The organism is Bradyrhizobium sp. WBOS08, assembly GCF_024585125.1.
Taxonomy (GTDB): Bacteria; Pseudomonadota; Alphaproteobacteria; order Rhizobiales; family Xanthobacteraceae; genus Bradyrhizobium; species Bradyrhizobium japonicum_B.
The window spans coordinates 3,910,391-3,924,792 of record NZ_CP028988.1; the positions used below are offsets into that span (position 1 = coordinate 3,910,391).

The window sequence follows — 14,402 nt, forward strand, 5'->3', positions numbered from 1 at the left end:
CGGGATCGCCACACGTTCCGGAGCCTTGGTGCCGCCGCAGCGATGCCCAACGGAAACCCCAATCGAACCGGTTCCTTCCCTGCCGCGTCCAATCATCTTGGCAAGGCATCTTTCGCGCGTCCGGGTGGTGACGCGTCGATATCGGCAGGGAGGAATTTCATGCGCATCACCGCAAAATGTCTGGCAACGACGAGCCTGGTCCTGGTGACCGCGGCCCTCGCGGTGCCGTCATGGGCCGCCGAATTGGACGCCAAGTCGGCGATCGACGCCGTGACCGTCTATCCTGATGGTGCCACCGTCACCCGCATCATCGCGCTGGACCTCGCCTCCGGCGATTCGACGCTGGTCGCCAGGGATTTTCCGCTCTCGCTCGATCCGTCCTCGCTCCGCGTCGAAGGCGAGGCGGGCGCCAAGCTCACCATCGGCACGATCGATGCCCGGCCGCCGCGGGCCGTGCCGCCCGTCAACCTCTCCGAGCTCGACAAGCGCATCGAAGCGCTGAAGGATCAGCGCGCCGACCTGCAAGGTGCGATCGATTCGGCAAACGCAAGGCGCAGCTTTGCCCAGCGCTTTGCCGAAGCCTCGCCCGCAGGGCTCGGCGACAAGGGCGAGGCCCGGCCGATCACCGAATGGCGCGCGGCCTTCGCCGCGGTTGCCGAGGAGACCGCGACCGCCGATACCACGATCCGTGACGCCACGCGAAAGCAGCGCGAGATCGACCGCCAGATCGCACAGCTCGAGGCCGAGCGCTCGGCCAAGCCGCCGAGCAAGCTGGAGGTGCGGATCGATGTCGCCTCCGCCGCTGCGACCAAGGCGACGCTGCGGGTGACCTACGCCGTGCGCAACGCGCGCTGGGTGCCGCTCTACGACGCCAGGCTCGACACCGGCGCCAAGGATCGCAAGCCGCAGCTCGAACTCGTTCGTCGCGCCGAGATCACGCAGTCGACCGGCGAAGACTGGTCGAATGTCGCGCTCGGTGTCTCCACGGTGCGTATCGGCCGTGGCGGCAGCGCGCCGGAGCTCGGCTCCCTGGTGGCGCAATATCCGCAGCCGCCCAAGCCGCTGGCCCTCGGTACGGCCTCGGACCTGGCGCGGCCCGCACCCATGACGCGCCAGGCACATTCGCCGGCGATGGCCAAGATCGCGGAGGCGTCCGAGCCGCGCGAACGCGCCGATGAGCAGCAGGCTTTGGCCGAGATCGGCGGCTTCCAGGCCACGTTCAAGATTCCCGGCCGCGTCAGCCTCGGCGCCCAGGAGGGAGCCAAGAGCATGCGCATTGCGGCCATGACCGTCCCTGCCGAACTCGCTGTCCGCGCCGCGCCCGTGCTGGACCCGACCGCCTTCCTCGAAGCCAGCTTCAAGCAGACCGACGACACGACCCTGCTGCCTGGCAAGGTTGCGATCTATCGCGACGGCGTCTTTGTCGGTCGCGGCAAGATCTCGGCGTCGGCCAAGGACGACGTCGTCCGGCTCGGCTTCGGCGCCGACGACAAGGTCAGGATCGAGCGCGCCGTGCTCAAGCGCAATGAGGGTTCGGCCGGCCTGCTGGTCACGACGTCCAAGACCGACGAACGTACGTTCAAGACCACGATCCGCAACGGTCACGATTTCCCGATCCGCGTGGCGATCGAGGATCAGTTGCCGGTCAGCGAGAGCGAGGACATCGTCGTCGAGATGCTGCCGTCGACCACGCCGCCGACCGCGAACAACATCCGCGACAAGCGCGGCGTGCTGGAATGGTCGTTCGAGGCCAAGCCCGGCGAAGTCCGCGACATCAACTTCGCCTGGCGCATCCGCTGGCCGAAGGACAAGAGCATGGTGATCGTTCCGGCGGGGTAGGCTCGGTCGCGCCACAAAGGAGGTACGCTCCCTCTCCCGCTTGCGGGAGAGGGTGGGGTGAGGGCTCTCTCCTCTAAGGGATTGTCCCGTTGTGGAGACACCCTCTCCCCAACCCTCTCCCGCAAGCGGGAGAGGGAGCGCGCTTCCTTTGCAGAAACAGGATTGGCTAGATTCCGGTCGCAACAGCCCGCATCGACTGCGGCAGCACATAGGGCACGCCTTCTGCCTGATGCACGACCGCGTCGATCTCGAAGATATCCCGTATCCTCTCCCGCGTGACGACATCCGCGCGCGAGCCGTCTGCGACGAGCTTGCCGCCAGCCAGCACGATCAGCCGGTCGGCGAAGCGGATGGCGAGATTGAGGTCGTGCAGGATCGCGATCACCGCCGTGCCGGTGCCGGCGCGGCGGCGCGCGGCCTCGACGAGGTCGATCTGATGGCGCAGATCGAGGCTCGAGGTCGGCTCGTCCAGCAGCAGAAGTCCCGGGCCATGCTCGGCCTCGCCGCAGGCGAGTTGGACCAGCACGCGGGCGAAATGAGCGCGCTGCTGCTCGCCGCCCGAGAGCGTCGGCAATTGCCGTTCGCGGAAATGCGCAAGCCCAACCTCCTCGAGGGCGGCATCGACGAGCGGGCGCGCGTCACGCTCGCTGCGCTCGCCCGCGCCCATCTGCACGATCTCCTCGACGGTGAAGGGAAAGGTGACGTTGATGTGCTGGGACAGCATGGCGCGCCGCGCGGCGAGCTCGCGCGGCGTGAAGCTGCCGATGTCGCGCCGCTTCAGGCGCACTTCGCCTGCGCTCGGCCGGAGATCGCCGGAGAGCAGCCGCAGCAACGTCGATTTGCCTGCGCCGTTCGGGCCGATCACGGCGACCATCTCGCCGGCCTTGACCGTCAGGCCGACGCCATCGAGCAGCTGCGCGCGGCCGGCGCGCTTGCTTAGGGCGCGGGCCTCGATCACGGCACTCATAGTGAGGCGAGCCCGCACTGCCGTAGCAGGATGAAGAGGAAGACCGGCGCGCCGACCGCCGCGGTCAGGATGCCGATCGGCATCTCCGCCGGCGCCACGATCGTGCGCGCCAGCGTATCGGCGCCGACCATCAGGATCGCGCCAAGCAGGACCGAGGCCGGCAGCAACAGCCGATGCGCGGGCCCGATGACGAGGCGCAGCAGATGCGGCACGACGATGCCGACGAAGCCGATGACGCCGCTGATCGACACGGCGACGCCGGTCATGGCGGAGACCATGACGATCGAGATCCGCTTGAGGCGCTCGACATCGACCCCACCGTGAAAGGCGTCGGCCTCGCCGAGCACCAGGAGATCGAGGCCGCGCGCGATGAACGTGCAGACGCCGAGTCCGACGACGAGGACCGGTGCGAGCACGGCAGCTTTAGCCCAGGTCACGCCGCTCATCGAGCCCATCATCCAGAACGTGATGTCGCGAAGCTGGCGGTCGTCGGCGATGAACACCAAAAGGCCGATGCCCGCATTGGCGATCGCGGTGATGGCGACGCCGGCAAGCAGGAAGATTGCAATCGAGGTGCGCCCCGAACGGCTCGAGATGCCGTAGAGGATTGCGGTCGTCGCCAACGATCCCGCGAATGCCGCGAGCGGAAGCAGCTCGGTCTGGAGGAAGCGCAGCGTCTCGCCGAAGCGAGAATCGGTGAAGACGATCGCGCTTGCGGCTGCGAGCGCGCCGCCACTGGAGACGCCGACCAGGGCGGGATCGGCGAGCGGGTTACGAAACAATCCTTGCATGATCGCGCCGGCCGCGGCGAGCAGGCCGCCGATCATCGCGGCCGCCGCGATCCGGGGGACGCGGATCGACCACAGCACGAGCTGGTCGCGGGCGGTCATGGCCGTGCTTTCGCCTGACAGTCCGAGTGCGGCAGGCAGGCGAGAGAGGGGGATGCCGGCGGCGCCCAGCGTCAGCGCGACGATCGCGGTGACCGTGAGCACCGCGATCAGGACGACGATCGCCAAGGACGCGGACCGTCGTCCGGTCCCGGTGCGTCGTTCCGGGGTGCGCGCTCCAGTCCCGATCGCAACGCTCATTGCCGGCAGTTCGCCGCCGGCAGCGCCGACGTGAATCCGACGCTCTGTTCGGCCAGTGCCGGATAGAGTCTTGCGGAAAGATCGCGCGCTGCTGCCGCCGTCCGGGGTCCGAAGCCGAGCAAATAGAGCCCGTCCATGGCGATGAAGCTCTTGTTGGCCGCGACCGGCGTCAGCGCAAAGCCGGGATGGGCATAGATCGCCTCGGCCTGGACCTGGTCCTTACCGCGTTCGATCGACAGCGCGACGTCGGGCCTTGCCGCCGCGATCGCCTCGTCGCCGATGATCTTGTAGCCGTCGAAATCGTCGATGGCATTGGCGGCGCCGGCGAGCTTAATGATCTCCTCGGCCGCGGTCTTGCGGCCCGCCACCAGCGCTCTGCCGTTCTGCAGCGACATCACGAACATCACGCGCACCGGCTTTGCCACCTTGGCACGCAGGGCGCGGAGCTGCGCAAAATCGGCGCTGACCGCCGCGCTCAGGCACGCGGCGCGCGCGTCGACGCCCATGGCGTGACCGACCAGCCTGATCTTCTCGATCAAGCCGGCCTCGGTGAAGGTGTCGGGCACCAGCACCAACGGCACTTTCGCGGTTTCCAGGACGTCCATGGTCTCGCGCGGACCCGAGCCCTGGATCGCCAGAATCAGGGTGGGATTGAGGCCCAGCACGCCTTCGGCGGAGATCTGGCGCATGTAGCCGACATTGGGCTTGTCGTGCAGCGCCGCCGCCGGATAAAGGCTCGTGGTGTCGACGCCGACCAGCCGGTCCTCGAGCCCCAGCGCATAGAGGATCTCGGTGATAGCGCCGCCGATCGAGACCGTGCGCGCGAAATCGGTCACGGCGATCTCGCGATTGCGCGCGTCATGCACGGTGATGCCGGCGGCGTGCGCGGCCGGCGCGAGCGCGATTGCGCTGCAGAGCAGGAGATTGGCGAGGGTGCGACAAAATGCCATTGCGGATTACTTCGTCAGGATCAGCTTGTTCTGCGCTGTCAGGCGAAGCCGATAGCTGTCTCCGCCATGCGCAATGATGATCTCGCGGGCGGCCGCGAACAACTCGCGGCTGTCGATCTGGCTTCCACGCATGGTCAGGGTTCTTGTCGTCGCAGAAGAGCCTTCTGCTGTCCCCGCGGCGTCGCCGTTGTTGCTTGCGGACGTTGCTGACATATGAAGTGTGATGCGCCTTCGAAACCTTGGAGTGCTGCCTGTTTGTACAGGCGGCACCGAGCGCATTCCAACGGCTGCGATTTACAATCGATATAAACTGTAACCTGATGTCATTGACCGTCCGGGTCTTGCCACGTAACCATTTATGACGGGCGGGGGAACCTGTCCGCGACTCGAGCAAGTCAGCCAGCCAGCCGTTCGCGTTGCGAACGCACGCCAGCCAGCCAGAAGATTCCAAATTTTTGAAGTGAAGTGCAGGCTGGGGCTGATATGGCTGACGGGGCTAGGTATTCGCGCGCCCTGATTTTGGGCGCGTCGGTGGTTTCAATTGCGGCAGTGATGACGGAGAGCGGTCTCGCGCAGACTGCATCGCCGCAGGCCGAAAACGCGTCCTCCGAACGAGCGAAGCAATCGAAGCGCAAGCCCGGGAAGCCGCAGGTCGCAGAGGCAACGCCTGACGCCCTCAATGCCCGCGCCCAGGCCGGCGGGACGGCACCCGTTCAGGTGCTCGACACCATCACGGCTGCAGCGACCAAGACGGAAGAGCGAGCCGTCGACGCGCTGGCGCCGGTGAGTGTCGTCACGTCCGAGCAGATCCAAGCCCGCCAGGCCAGCACCGTCGGCGATCTCATCTACAACTTGCCCGGCGTCTGGGTCCAGAATCGCGGCGATGATCCGGCCACCTCGATCAACATCCGGGGCCTCCAGGATTTCGGCCGTGTTGCCGTCGTGGTCGACGGCGCGCGGCAGAACTACCAGCGCACCGGTCATTTCGCCAATGGCTCGTTCTTCCTCAATCCGGAACTGATCAGCGGCATCGATATCGTGCGCGGCCCGACCGCGAACATCTACGGCTCCGGCGCGATCGGCGGCGTGGCCTCGTTCCGCACCAAGGACATCGAGGACGTGGTCCGCGCGGGAGAGCGCTGGGGCGTCGACGTAAAGACCATCCTAGGCAGCAATTACGGACGTGCGCTCGGATCCGCCTTTGGCGGCGTTCGCGTCAATCCCAATGTCGACGTATTCGCAGGCGGCACCTATTCGACTCAGGAGAGCTACAAGGACGGTACCGGCTACGAAGTCGCAAACACAGGCAACCGTCTGAGCAGCGGCATCGCCAAGCTGACGGTTCGTCCGGCCGACGGCCACGAAGTCAAGCTCGGGACCATCTTCCAGGAGGATATTTTCAGCGTAGGCCAGCCACCGCGGCGTGCCGGCGATCCCAATTCCACCAATGCGAACGGCACCAATAACCTGAACGGCACGTCGGTCTACGCTTCCAACGTGAAGAACTACACAACCACGCTGGGATGGAAATACTCCCAGCCCGACGATCAGTGGTTCGACTGGGATGCCAAGATCTACTGGAATCGCACCGAGAACGACCAGATCAAGACCGGGCATACCAGCGCGACGCCATCGGTCTATTGTGGCGGCGTGCCCGGCAATGCCGTGTCCGGCTGTATCGGCAGCAACCGCGGATATCTGCTCGATACAATCGGTGTCGACGTGCACAACACGACGCGGTTCGAAACGGGAAGCTGGCGTCACGCGGTGACTTACGGTCTGGATGCGTTCCAGGACAAGGTGTCGTCTCGTGACAGGACCGGTACATCCGAGGTCACGACGCCCGGCGGTCAGCGCACAGTATCGGGCGGCTTCGTACAGTGGAAGGCGAACTACACCTCGATGCTCGAGGTGATCGGTGCGCTCCGTTACGACAATTATCAGCTTTCCTCGGCGTCCTCGTCGTCGGGCGGGGATCGCCTCTCGCCGAAGATCACCGTTGCTCTCGTTCCGACCGCGGTCGTGACCCCCTATGCCAGCTACGCGGAAGGCTATCGAGCGCCCTCGATCACGGAGACGCTGGTGAGCGGGCCGCATGCCGGGGCGACGGTCAACGATTCGTTCTTCCGCTGTCCGTCGGGCACGCCGGGGCCGGGGGCGGATTCGACCTTCTGCTTCGTACCGAACCCGAACCTGCGCCCCGAGATCGGCAAGAACAAGGAGATCGGCTTCAACATCAAGAAGAACGATCTGTTCACGGCGGGCGACACGCTGCGCGGCAAGATCAACGTGTTCCGCAACGACATCAGCGACTTCATCGATCAGGTCGCCTACGGAAATCCGCTCGTGGTCCCGACCGGGCCGCCGCCGGCACCATCCATCACGGTGCTCCCGTTCCTGCAGTATCAGAACGTGGCATCCGCGCGCATTCAAGGCTTCGAGGCAGAGGCAATGTATGACGCGAACCTGTGGTTCTTCGGCGTGTCCGGGACCTATCAGAGCGGAAAGAATCTCCAGACCGGATTCGGCCTCTACAGCATTCCGCCGCAGAAGATCACGACGACGGCCGGCGTGCGTCTGCTCGACCGCACCCTCATCCTCTCGATGATGTGGACGTCGGCGATTGCCAACTACGACATCCCCAGGACCTACACGCCGGCGACGTCGTACGATCTCGTCAATCTTTACGCGCAGTATCACCCGACGCCCGATCTCACCCTCAACTTCTCTGTCGAGAACCTCTTCAACAGCTACTATCGCCCGTACGCCATTCCGGTCGGTAGCACGGGCGACACGCAGAACGACGTGAAGTGGGCGAGCGCCGGTGCCGGGCTCGTGATCAAGGGAGGCCTCAAATACCACTTTGGCGGCACCTGAGCTCTGCCGGGGTGCCCTAGCCATCTCCGGAGCCACGCTGATGCGTCAGCGTGGCTTCGGCCCGTTCTGAAATATCCGATCGGCAATGCCGATTCAAAAGACACAGGAGAGAAGTGCAATGTTCATTGCGATGAATCGTTTTCAGGTGAAGCCCGGCTCGGAAGCCGCTTTCGAGACCGTCTGGCGCACACGGGAGTCCTATCTCGGCAGCATGGCGGGGTTCGTCGAATTCCATCTGCTCAAGGGACCCGTCGCCGAGGATCACACGCTGTACTCCTCGCATACCGTGTGGGTCGACAAGGCGGCTTTCGAGGCCTGGACGCGCTCGGAGGAATTTCGCCGTGCTCATGCGCGCGCCGACAACAAGACCGGCGAAAGCCTCTATCTCGGCCACCCCAAGTTCGAAGGGTTCGAGGTCATCATGACCGAGCGCAAGGCGAGCGCGGCGGCCTGAGGCGGCTGGTTGAGGAGGCCGGACATGCTAAGCACAGATCTTGCCGATCTCAGGGCGCATATGGCGGACAATCCCGGCGCGGTGATCGAGGACGTTGCGCGCGAGCGCAGCGTCACGCCGCGCGCGGTGATCGAGGCGCTGCCGCCGTCCATGGTTCGCATGGGGAGCGGCGAACATTTTGCCGCAGCGATGCAGGACATCGCGGAATGGGGCGAGGTCACCCTGATCGTCCACACCGATGATGCGATCTTCGAGTTCACCGGGACCGTTCCGAGGGGCGAGATTGGCCGCGGCTATTTCAACCTGATGCAGCCGAAGGGCCTGCACGGCCATCTCCGCCACGAGCGCTGCGCAGGAATCGCCTTTGTCGAACGGCCCTTCATGGGCAAGTCCTCGGCCTTCGTCGCGTTCGTCAACGCCGACGGCGGCATCATGTTCAAGGTCTTCGTCGGCCGCGACGAGACCCGGGCGTTGCGCGCGGATCAGCTGGCGCGGTTCCGGGGACTTGCTGACCGTATCGCGGCGAAGCCTTCGGCGTAACTTCCATCTGTCGGGAGATCAGGATGCAGGGCACTTCCAGGCTTCGGCACGTGATCCTCACAATCGCGCTGACGATCGCGCCGGCACCCGCCTTCGCGATCGACCAAGCGCTGTTGCCGCGCAATCTGTCACCGTGGGGCATGTTCGTCGGCGCCGACATCATCGTGAAGATCGTGATGGTCGGGCTCGCTATCGCCTCGCTGGCGACATGGACGGTATGGCTTGCCAAGACCATTGAGCTCCGCCGCAAGAGCGCTCTTGCCCTGCGGCGGACGCGCGCACTCGAGGGGAACATGACTCTCGCCGAGGCATCCGCACGGGCCGGTGACGCAAGCGACGCCGTCGCCCAGCTGATCCAGTCCTGCGCCAGGGAGGCCGAACTCTCCGGCGGCGTGCTCGACGACGGCCTTCAGGAGCGCGTCGCGCTGCGGCTCGAGCGGGTCGAGGCGGCGATGTCCAGGCAGATCGCGCGCGGCACCGGCCTGCTGGCGACCATCGGTGCCATCGCGCCGTTCGTCGGCCTGTTCGGCACGGTCTGGGGCATCATGAACTCTTTCATCGGCATTTCCGAGAGCCACACCACGAGCCTCGCCGTGGTCGCGCCCGGCATCGCGGAGGCGCTGCTCGCCACCGCGCTTGGTCTCGTCGCGGCGATCCCGGCGGTCGTGATCTACAACCACCTCGTGCGCGGCATCGCCAACTACCGCGCCCTGCTCGGCGACGCCTCGGCCCAGCTCATGCTGCTGGTCAGCCGCCAACGCGACCACAGAGAGTTCCGATTGGCGCGGGCGGCGGAGTAGAGCCATGGCCGCCAAGCTCGGTACGCCCTCCGGATCGCCGCGCAGGCGCGGCGACCTTGATGATCTCGACGTCACTCATGAGATCAACGTCACGCCGTTCATCGACGTGATGCTGGTGCTCCTCATCATCTTCATGGTGGCCGCTCCGCTCGCCACCGTCGACATCGGCGTCGATCTGCCGGCCACCGCGGCCGAGCCGGCGCCACGGCCGGACAAGCCGGTGTTCGTCACCGTCAAGCCGGACCTGTCCGTTGCGGTCGGAGAAGATGTCGTCGCCCGCGAGGTGCTCAGCACCTCGCTCGACGCCGCCACCAAAGGCCGCAAGGACGAGCGCATCTATCTGCGCGCCGACAAGGCCGTCTCCTATGGCGACCTGATGGAGGTGATGAACACCTTGCGCAATGCCGGCTATCTCAAGGTCGCGCTGGTCGGCCTCGACGGACGCAGCTGATGGCCGCGAACGCCTTTGCCCTGCACCAGCCGCTCGGCGAGCGTGAAACGGCGCGCTGGGGTCTCTCGGCGGCGGCGATCGTGACGTTGCATGTGGCTGCCGCGCTGCTTGCGATGACTTGGCAGAGGTCGCAACCGGAGCAGGGCGTCAGCTTGCCGGCAATCATGGTCGATATGGCGCCGCTGACCTCGGCGCCGCAATCGACGCAGGATGACGTCGCACCGGGGCCGGTGATGCAGGAAGCCGACGCCTCGCCGCCGGAGCCAGTGCAGCAGCAGGCCGTCGAGGAGACCATTGCGCCGACACCGCCGCAGGAGAAGCCGGAGGTGATTGCGCCTCCGGAGCAGAAGCTGGAGGCGACCCCAGCAAAGCCTGAACCGGCAAAGATCGTGCCCGTCGAAAAACAAGCACTTGAAAAGCCGAAAGTGGTCCGCCGCGAGGCGAAGAAGCCGTCGGAGGCGATGCCTGCACCGCGAACCAGCGCTCCGCCGCGCGCCGAGCGTGAGGCGCCAATGGCATCGGCGCAGAGCGCCGGCGCGGTGGCCTCAGCCATTGCGTCCTACAATCAGCGGGTCCGCGCCCACTTGATGCGCTTCCACTCATACCCGTCCGCCGGGGGCGGCCAGCGCGGCGTGGCAAGGCTGAGCTTCACCGTCAGCCGCAGCGGACAGGTCACGTCGAGTCGCCTTGCCGGCTCGTCCGGCGTCGCTGCCTTCGACGCCCAGGCCATGTCGATGGTGCGCCAGGCCTCGCCATTTCCGCCGGTGCCGGACGAGATCAAGAATGGGTCGATGAGCTTCACGATCCCGGTTCAGTTTACGGTGAGGTAGGGAGCCGTCACCACGACCTCAGTCGTCGTCCCGGACAAGCGCAGCGAAGCAAAGCGCTGATCCGGGACCCATAGCCACAGTATCAAGTTTGACGAAGGCCGTCACCACCATCACGTGCCACAACTCCTCCCTGTGGTTATGGGTCCCTGCTGTCGCAGGGGCGACGGCGGAGCTTGTGGCGGCTGAGAAGGCTCGATGCGCTACTTCGCCTTCAGGAAATCCGCGACTTCGAGCAGCATGAACTCGTTGTCGTCGGCCTTGTTGGGGTCGCGGCTGGACGAGAACGGCAGGTTGTTGTCGTTGCCGACGATGATGTGGGTGTCGTCGACGCGATCGACGTTCTCGATGGTGAAGAACGGGAAGGTGTAGACGCCGTCATTCAGCGGCTTCTTTGCCTTCTTGTCGGGATCCCTGATCTTCATCAGGTCGATATAGCCGATCTTGCGCACGGGCTTGCCGACATTGGCGTCGGTCAGGTCGATCTTGTAGACGCGCTTGAACTTGGCGAGGTCAGGAAAGCAGCTTTCCCCGCGCTGGCCCCGCGGGCAGGCCTTGTCGGCGGTGCCTTCGCCGTTGTCGCGTTCGATGATCAGGCCCGAGGCCTGATCGATCATGTTGAAGTCGCCGATGGCGTTGCCGTTCTGCTCGAACACATATTGCCAATAGCGGCCGGTGAACTTCTCCGCGGCGACGTCGAATTCGAGAATGCGGGCGGCTTCCTTGCCGTCGACCTTCTCCCAGTCCTTCTTCTCGGCATCCCACAGCGGTCCTTCGAGCAGGCCGTAGAGGAACTTGCCGTCCTTCGACGCGGCGAAGCCCTCATAGCCCTTGGAGCGGCGGAGATTGACGTTGGTGTAGGTCGCGCCCGGCGCGGCCGGCGTCCCCACAGCCCAATTGTCGGGCGAGCGCACCGGCTTGCCGTCGGCAACCGTCTCGAACACGCCGAGAATCTTGCCGGTCTTGTCGGCCTTCAGGACATAGGGGCCGAACTCGTCGCCGATCCAGAACGTGTCGCCGATGATCTGGAATCCTTCGGTGTCGAAATCGGAGCCGGTGAGATAGCGCTTCTGGCTATCCTCATGCACGATGCGGAAGGGCACCTTCTTGTCGGGATCGTGCAGGAAAATGGTCTCCAGCCGCTCGATCTTGCCGCTGGCCCAGTCCATCTTGTAGCGGTTGAGGTACAGCATCGAGTCCGGCGAGTTGGCGCGGGCGCCCATGCCGTTGTCGGTGATGACCCAGAAGCTGCCGTCGGGCATGGTCTTGATGCCCGAATGCCCCTGGAGCGGCTGGCCCTTGAACGGCAGCGACACGCCGGTCGCTCGCTCATAGGATTTGCCCATGACGGTGCCGAGCGCCTCGACGCGCTTGCCGGTGGTGTATTTGCCTGCGGATTTGAGGTCGGCGGGTGCATCGGCCGGCGGGTCGACGAACGATTCGGCCGGCATCACGACGTGGCCAGCGAGCTTGGCCGGGAATTCGCCTTCGCTCTGGGCGAGCGCGGAGCTCGCGGTGAGAATGATCGTTGCGACGGTGCTGAGAAAAGTCGCGCGCATGTGCGTCTCCTGTTGGCGGACGCACGCCTTATGCGGACGGCACGTTGCAGTTTTGTGAAGCCGGGCCAAACGCCGCAGCTTGCTTCGCCTCTCCCCGTCAAGACGAGGAGAGGGGACGAGAGATCGAGGCTACTCCTTCACCGCGCCGGTCAGCGACGACACGTAGTAATCCACGAACAGCGAGTAGAAGATCGCAACCGGCAGCGAGCCGAGCAGCGAGCCCGCCATCAGCGCGCCCCACTGGTAGACGTCGCCGGTGACGAGCTCGGTCAGGATCGCAACCGGCACGGTCTTGTTGGCGCCGCTCTGGATGAAGGCGAGCGCATAGATGAACTCGTTCCAGGACAGCGTGAAGGAGAAGATGCCGGCCGAGATCAGCCCGGGCACCGCCAGCGGCAGCGTGATCCGGCGCAGAATCTGCAGCCGCGTCGCGCCGTCGACCAGCGCGCACTCCTCGAGCTCATAGGGGATCGACTTGAAATAGCCGATCAGGAGCCAGGTGCAGAACGGCACCAGGAAGGTCGGATAGACCAGGATCAACGCAAGAGGGCTGTCGAACAGGCCGAATTGCACCACGACGGTGGCCAGCGGAATGAACAGGATCGACGGCGGCACGAGATAGGCAAGGTAGATGCCGAGCCCGACATAGGGGCTGCCGCGGAAGCGCAGGCGCTCGATGGCATAAGCGGCGAGCGTCGATGCGACCAGGGACAGCGTGGTCGAGCCGATCGCGACCAGCATCGTCGTCTTCAACCAGTGCGGATAGGCTGTGTCGAACAGAAGATGCTTGATGTGGGCGAGCGTCGGCGAGGAGATCCAGAACGGATTATGCGCCTTGTAGTTCATCAGCTCCGCGTTCGGCTTGAACGAGGTGATCGCCATCCAGTAGAACGGGAACAGGAGGATCAGCACGAAGCAGCCGAGCGGCAGGTAGATCATCATCAGCCGCCGCAGGCCGGAATCCCAGGCCATGGTGTCGGGCGCGGCTTTGGCGTCGGCGGTGCCGTTTTGCGCGACGGTGTCAGTCATTGTCCTCTCCCTGCTGCCATTTGCGGCGCGCCAGGCCGAAATAGGAAAACAGCGTCGCGAACACCAGGAATGGGATCATCGACACCGCGATCGCCGCACCTTCGCCGAGCTCGCCGCCGGCGATGCCGCGCTGGAAGGCCAGCGTCGCCAGCAGATGCGTCGAGTTGCCCGGCCCGCCGCGGGTGATGGCGTAGACCAGCTGGAAGTCGGTGAAGGTGAAGATGATGGAGAAGGTCATGACGATGGCGAGGATCGGCATCATCATCGGGAAGGTGATGTAGCGGAAGCGCTGCCAGGCGCTGGCCCCGTCGAGCATCGCGGCCTCGTAGAGCGAAGGCGAGATGGTCTGCAGCCCCGCCAGCAGCGAGATCGCGACGAAGGGGATGCCGCGCCAGATGTTGGCGGCGATCAGCGAGAAGCGCGCCGGCCAGGGCGAACCGAGGAAGTCGATATTGCTCGACCGCCAGTGCAGCACGTCGACGAGCAGGTAGGAGATGATCGAGAATTGCGGATCGTAGATCCACCAGAACGCCAGCGCCGACAGCACGGTCGGCACGATCCAGGGCAACAGGATGATCGCACGCAACAGGCTCTTGAACGGAAAATGGTTATTGAGCAGCAGCGCGAGCCAGAAGCCGAGCGCGAACTTCCCGAAGGTCGCGATCCCGGTATAGACCACGCTGTAGAACACGGCGTTCCACCACAGCGGATCGGTGAGCAGATACTGGAAGTTTTCGAGGCCGACATAGATGCCGCGTCGGCCGATCGTGGTGTCGGTGAAGGCGAGCCAGATGCCGAGACCGAGCGGATAGGTCAGGAACACCGTGAGCAGCCCGATCGCGGGAGCAAGGCACATCACGATCAGGAACGGCTTGTAGTCGAACAGCCGCACCAGCCAGGAGGGCTGACGATGCGCCAGGGCGGAGGAGGAAAGTGTCGTCACGGACATCGGTATCGGCGTCCTGTTCTATGCTGTCGCTACGATCGTCATTGCGAGCGAAGCGAAGCAATCCAGTCTGTC

General features: G+C 65.1%; 14 protein-coding genes. 7 read left to right on the plus strand and 7 right to left on the minus strand.

Translation table 11 applies throughout. The annotated features are described in order from the left end of the window. Positions 1-159: 159 nt before the first annotated feature. Positions 160-1,839 (plus strand): mucoidy inhibitor MuiA family protein, encoded by a 1,680-nt coding sequence (locus tag DCM80_RS18605; protein ID WP_257193005.1) that lies wholly within the window; start codon positions 160-162, stop codon positions 1,837-1,839. A 166-nt stretch (positions 1,840-2,005) separates the two neighbouring features. On the opposite strand, the gene DCM80_RS18610 is transcribed toward DCM80_RS18605, so the two are convergent. The 4 genes from DCM80_RS18610 to DCM80_RS18625 are packed head-to-tail and all read right to left on the minus strand — an operon-like array spanning position 2,006 to position 5,057. Further along, on the minus strand, positions 2,006-2,806 hold the full coding sequence (locus tag DCM80_RS18610; RefSeq protein WP_257193007.1) for a heme ABC transporter ATP-binding protein: 801 nt from the start codon (positions 2,804-2,806) through the stop codon (positions 2,006-2,008). Continuing rightward, the gene (locus DCM80_RS18615) at positions 2,803-3,894 is read right to left on the minus strand and encodes an iron ABC transporter permease (protein ID WP_257193008.1); all 1,092 of its coding nucleotides are present in this window, start codon (positions 3,892-3,894) and stop codon (positions 2,803-2,805) included. The genes DCM80_RS18610 and DCM80_RS18615 overlap by 4 nt, the downstream gene beginning before the upstream one ends. Further along, positions 3,891-4,844, minus strand: a complete 954-nt coding sequence (locus tag DCM80_RS18620; RefSeq protein WP_257193009.1) for a hemin ABC transporter substrate-binding protein — start codon at positions 4,842-4,844, stop codon at positions 3,891-3,893. Before DCM80_RS18620 ends, DCM80_RS18615 begins: the two co-directional genes overlap by 4 nt. A gap of 6 nt (positions 4,845-4,850) precedes the next feature. Then, positions 4,851-5,057, minus strand: a complete 207-nt coding sequence (locus DCM80_RS18625; RefSeq protein ID WP_257197975.1) for a hemin uptake protein HemP — start codon at positions 5,055-5,057, stop codon at positions 4,851-4,853. A gap of 270 nt (positions 5,058-5,327) precedes the next feature. Here DCM80_RS18625 and DCM80_RS18630 point away from each other — a divergent pair, with 270 nt between their 5' ends. The 6 genes from DCM80_RS18630 (at position 5,328) to DCM80_RS18655 (ending at position 10,796) form a co-directional block, all read left to right on the plus strand. Continuing rightward, positions 5,328-7,721, plus strand: a complete 2,394-nt coding sequence (locus DCM80_RS18630; protein ID WP_257197976.1) for a TonB-dependent hemoglobin/transferrin/lactoferrin family receptor — start codon at positions 5,328-5,330, stop codon at positions 7,719-7,721. A gap of 118 nt (positions 7,722-7,839) precedes the next feature. Then, on the plus strand, positions 7,840-8,175 hold the full coding sequence (locus DCM80_RS18635; RefSeq protein WP_035998838.1) for an antibiotic biosynthesis monooxygenase: 336 nt from the start codon (positions 7,840-7,842) through the stop codon (positions 8,173-8,175). A 24-nt stretch (positions 8,176-8,199) separates the two neighbouring features. Beyond that, positions 8,200-8,715 carry a heme utilization cystosolic carrier protein HutX gene (gene hutX, locus DCM80_RS18640; RefSeq protein ID WP_257193011.1) on the plus strand — a complete coding sequence of 172 codons (516 nt, stop codon included), beginning with the start codon at positions 8,200-8,202 and terminating at the stop codon, positions 8,713-8,715. 23 nt (positions 8,716-8,738) lie between these two features. After that, positions 8,739-9,515 (plus strand): tonB-system energizer ExbB, encoded by a 777-nt coding sequence (exbB, locus tag DCM80_RS18645; RefSeq protein WP_257193013.1) that lies wholly within the window; start codon positions 8,739-8,741, stop codon positions 9,513-9,515. 4 nt (positions 9,516-9,519) lie between these two features. Then, positions 9,520-9,966, plus strand: coding sequence for a TonB system transport protein ExbD (exbD, locus tag DCM80_RS18650; RefSeq protein ID WP_257193014.1), 447 nt, complete (start codon positions 9,520-9,522; stop codon positions 9,964-9,966). Beyond that, complete coding sequence (locus DCM80_RS18655; protein WP_257193015.1) at positions 9,966-10,796, plus strand: energy transducer TonB; 831 nt, start codon at positions 9,966-9,968, stop codon at positions 10,794-10,796. Before exbD ends, DCM80_RS18655 begins: the two co-directional genes overlap by 1 nt. 200 nt (positions 10,797-10,996) lie before the next feature. Here DCM80_RS18655 and DCM80_RS18660 read toward each other — a convergent pair whose 3' ends face one another. From DCM80_RS18660 to DCM80_RS18670, 3 genes are all read right to left on the minus strand, one after another. Further along, positions 10,997-12,352, minus strand: a complete 1,356-nt coding sequence (locus tag DCM80_RS18660) for an esterase-like activity of phytase family protein (protein ID WP_257193017.1) — start codon at positions 12,350-12,352, stop codon at positions 10,997-10,999. Between the two features lie 129 nt (positions 12,353-12,481). Next, positions 12,482-13,381 (minus strand): carbohydrate ABC transporter permease, encoded by a 900-nt coding sequence (locus tag DCM80_RS18665; protein ID WP_373568113.1) that lies wholly within the window; start codon positions 13,379-13,381, stop codon positions 12,482-12,484. After that, positions 13,374-14,330, minus strand: a complete 957-nt coding sequence (locus DCM80_RS18670) for a carbohydrate ABC transporter permease (RefSeq protein WP_257193018.1) — start codon at positions 14,328-14,330, stop codon at positions 13,374-13,376. The genes DCM80_RS18665 and DCM80_RS18670 overlap by 8 nt, the downstream gene beginning before the upstream one ends. Positions 14,331-14,402: the final 72 nt, after the last annotated feature.

Excerpts from the sequence above, each read along its gene's own strand:
- DCM80_RS18605 (WP_257193005.1), top strand. The coding sequence starts at position 160 with ATGCGCATCACCGCAAAATGTCTGGCAACGACGAGCCTGGTCCTGGTG.
- DCM80_RS18610 (WP_257193007.1), bottom strand. The coding sequence starts at position 2,806 with ATGAGTGCCGTGATCGAGGCCCGCGCCCTAAGCAAGCGCGCCGGCCGC.
- DCM80_RS18615 (WP_257193008.1), bottom strand. The coding sequence starts at position 3,894 with ATGAGCGTTGCGATCGGGACTGGAGCGCGCACCCCGGAACGACGCACC.
- DCM80_RS18620 (WP_257193009.1), bottom strand. The coding sequence starts at position 4,844 with ATGGCATTTTGTCGCACCCTCGCCAATCTCCTGCTCTGCAGCGCAATC.
- DCM80_RS18625 (WP_257197975.1), bottom strand. The coding sequence starts at position 5,057 with ATGTCAGCAACGTCCGCAAGCAACAACGGCGACGCCGCGGGGACAGCA.
- DCM80_RS18630 (WP_257197976.1), top strand. The coding sequence starts at position 5,328 with ATGGCTGACGGGGCTAGGTATTCGCGCGCCCTGATTTTGGGCGCGTCG.
- DCM80_RS18635 (WP_035998838.1), top strand. The coding sequence starts at position 7,840 with ATGTTCATTGCGATGAATCGTTTTCAGGTGAAGCCCGGCTCGGAAGCC.
- hutX (WP_257193011.1), top strand. The coding sequence starts at position 8,200 with ATGCTAAGCACAGATCTTGCCGATCTCAGGGCGCATATGGCGGACAAT.
- exbB (WP_257193013.1), top strand. The coding sequence starts at position 8,739 with ATGCAGGGCACTTCCAGGCTTCGGCACGTGATCCTCACAATCGCGCTG.
- exbD (WP_257193014.1), top strand. The coding sequence starts at position 9,520 with ATGGCCGCCAAGCTCGGTACGCCCTCCGGATCGCCGCGCAGGCGCGGC.
- DCM80_RS18655 (WP_257193015.1), top strand. The coding sequence starts at position 9,966 with ATGGCCGCGAACGCCTTTGCCCTGCACCAGCCGCTCGGCGAGCGTGAA.
- DCM80_RS18660 (WP_257193017.1), bottom strand. The coding sequence starts at position 12,352 with ATGCGCGCGACTTTTCTCAGCACCGTCGCAACGATCATTCTCACCGCG.
- DCM80_RS18665 (WP_373568113.1), bottom strand. The coding sequence starts at position 13,381 with ATGACTGACACCGTCGCGCAAAACGGCACCGCCGACGCCAAAGCCGCG.
- DCM80_RS18670 (WP_257193018.1), bottom strand. The coding sequence starts at position 14,330 with ATGTCCGTGACGACACTTTCCTCCTCCGCCCTGGCGCATCGTCAGCCC.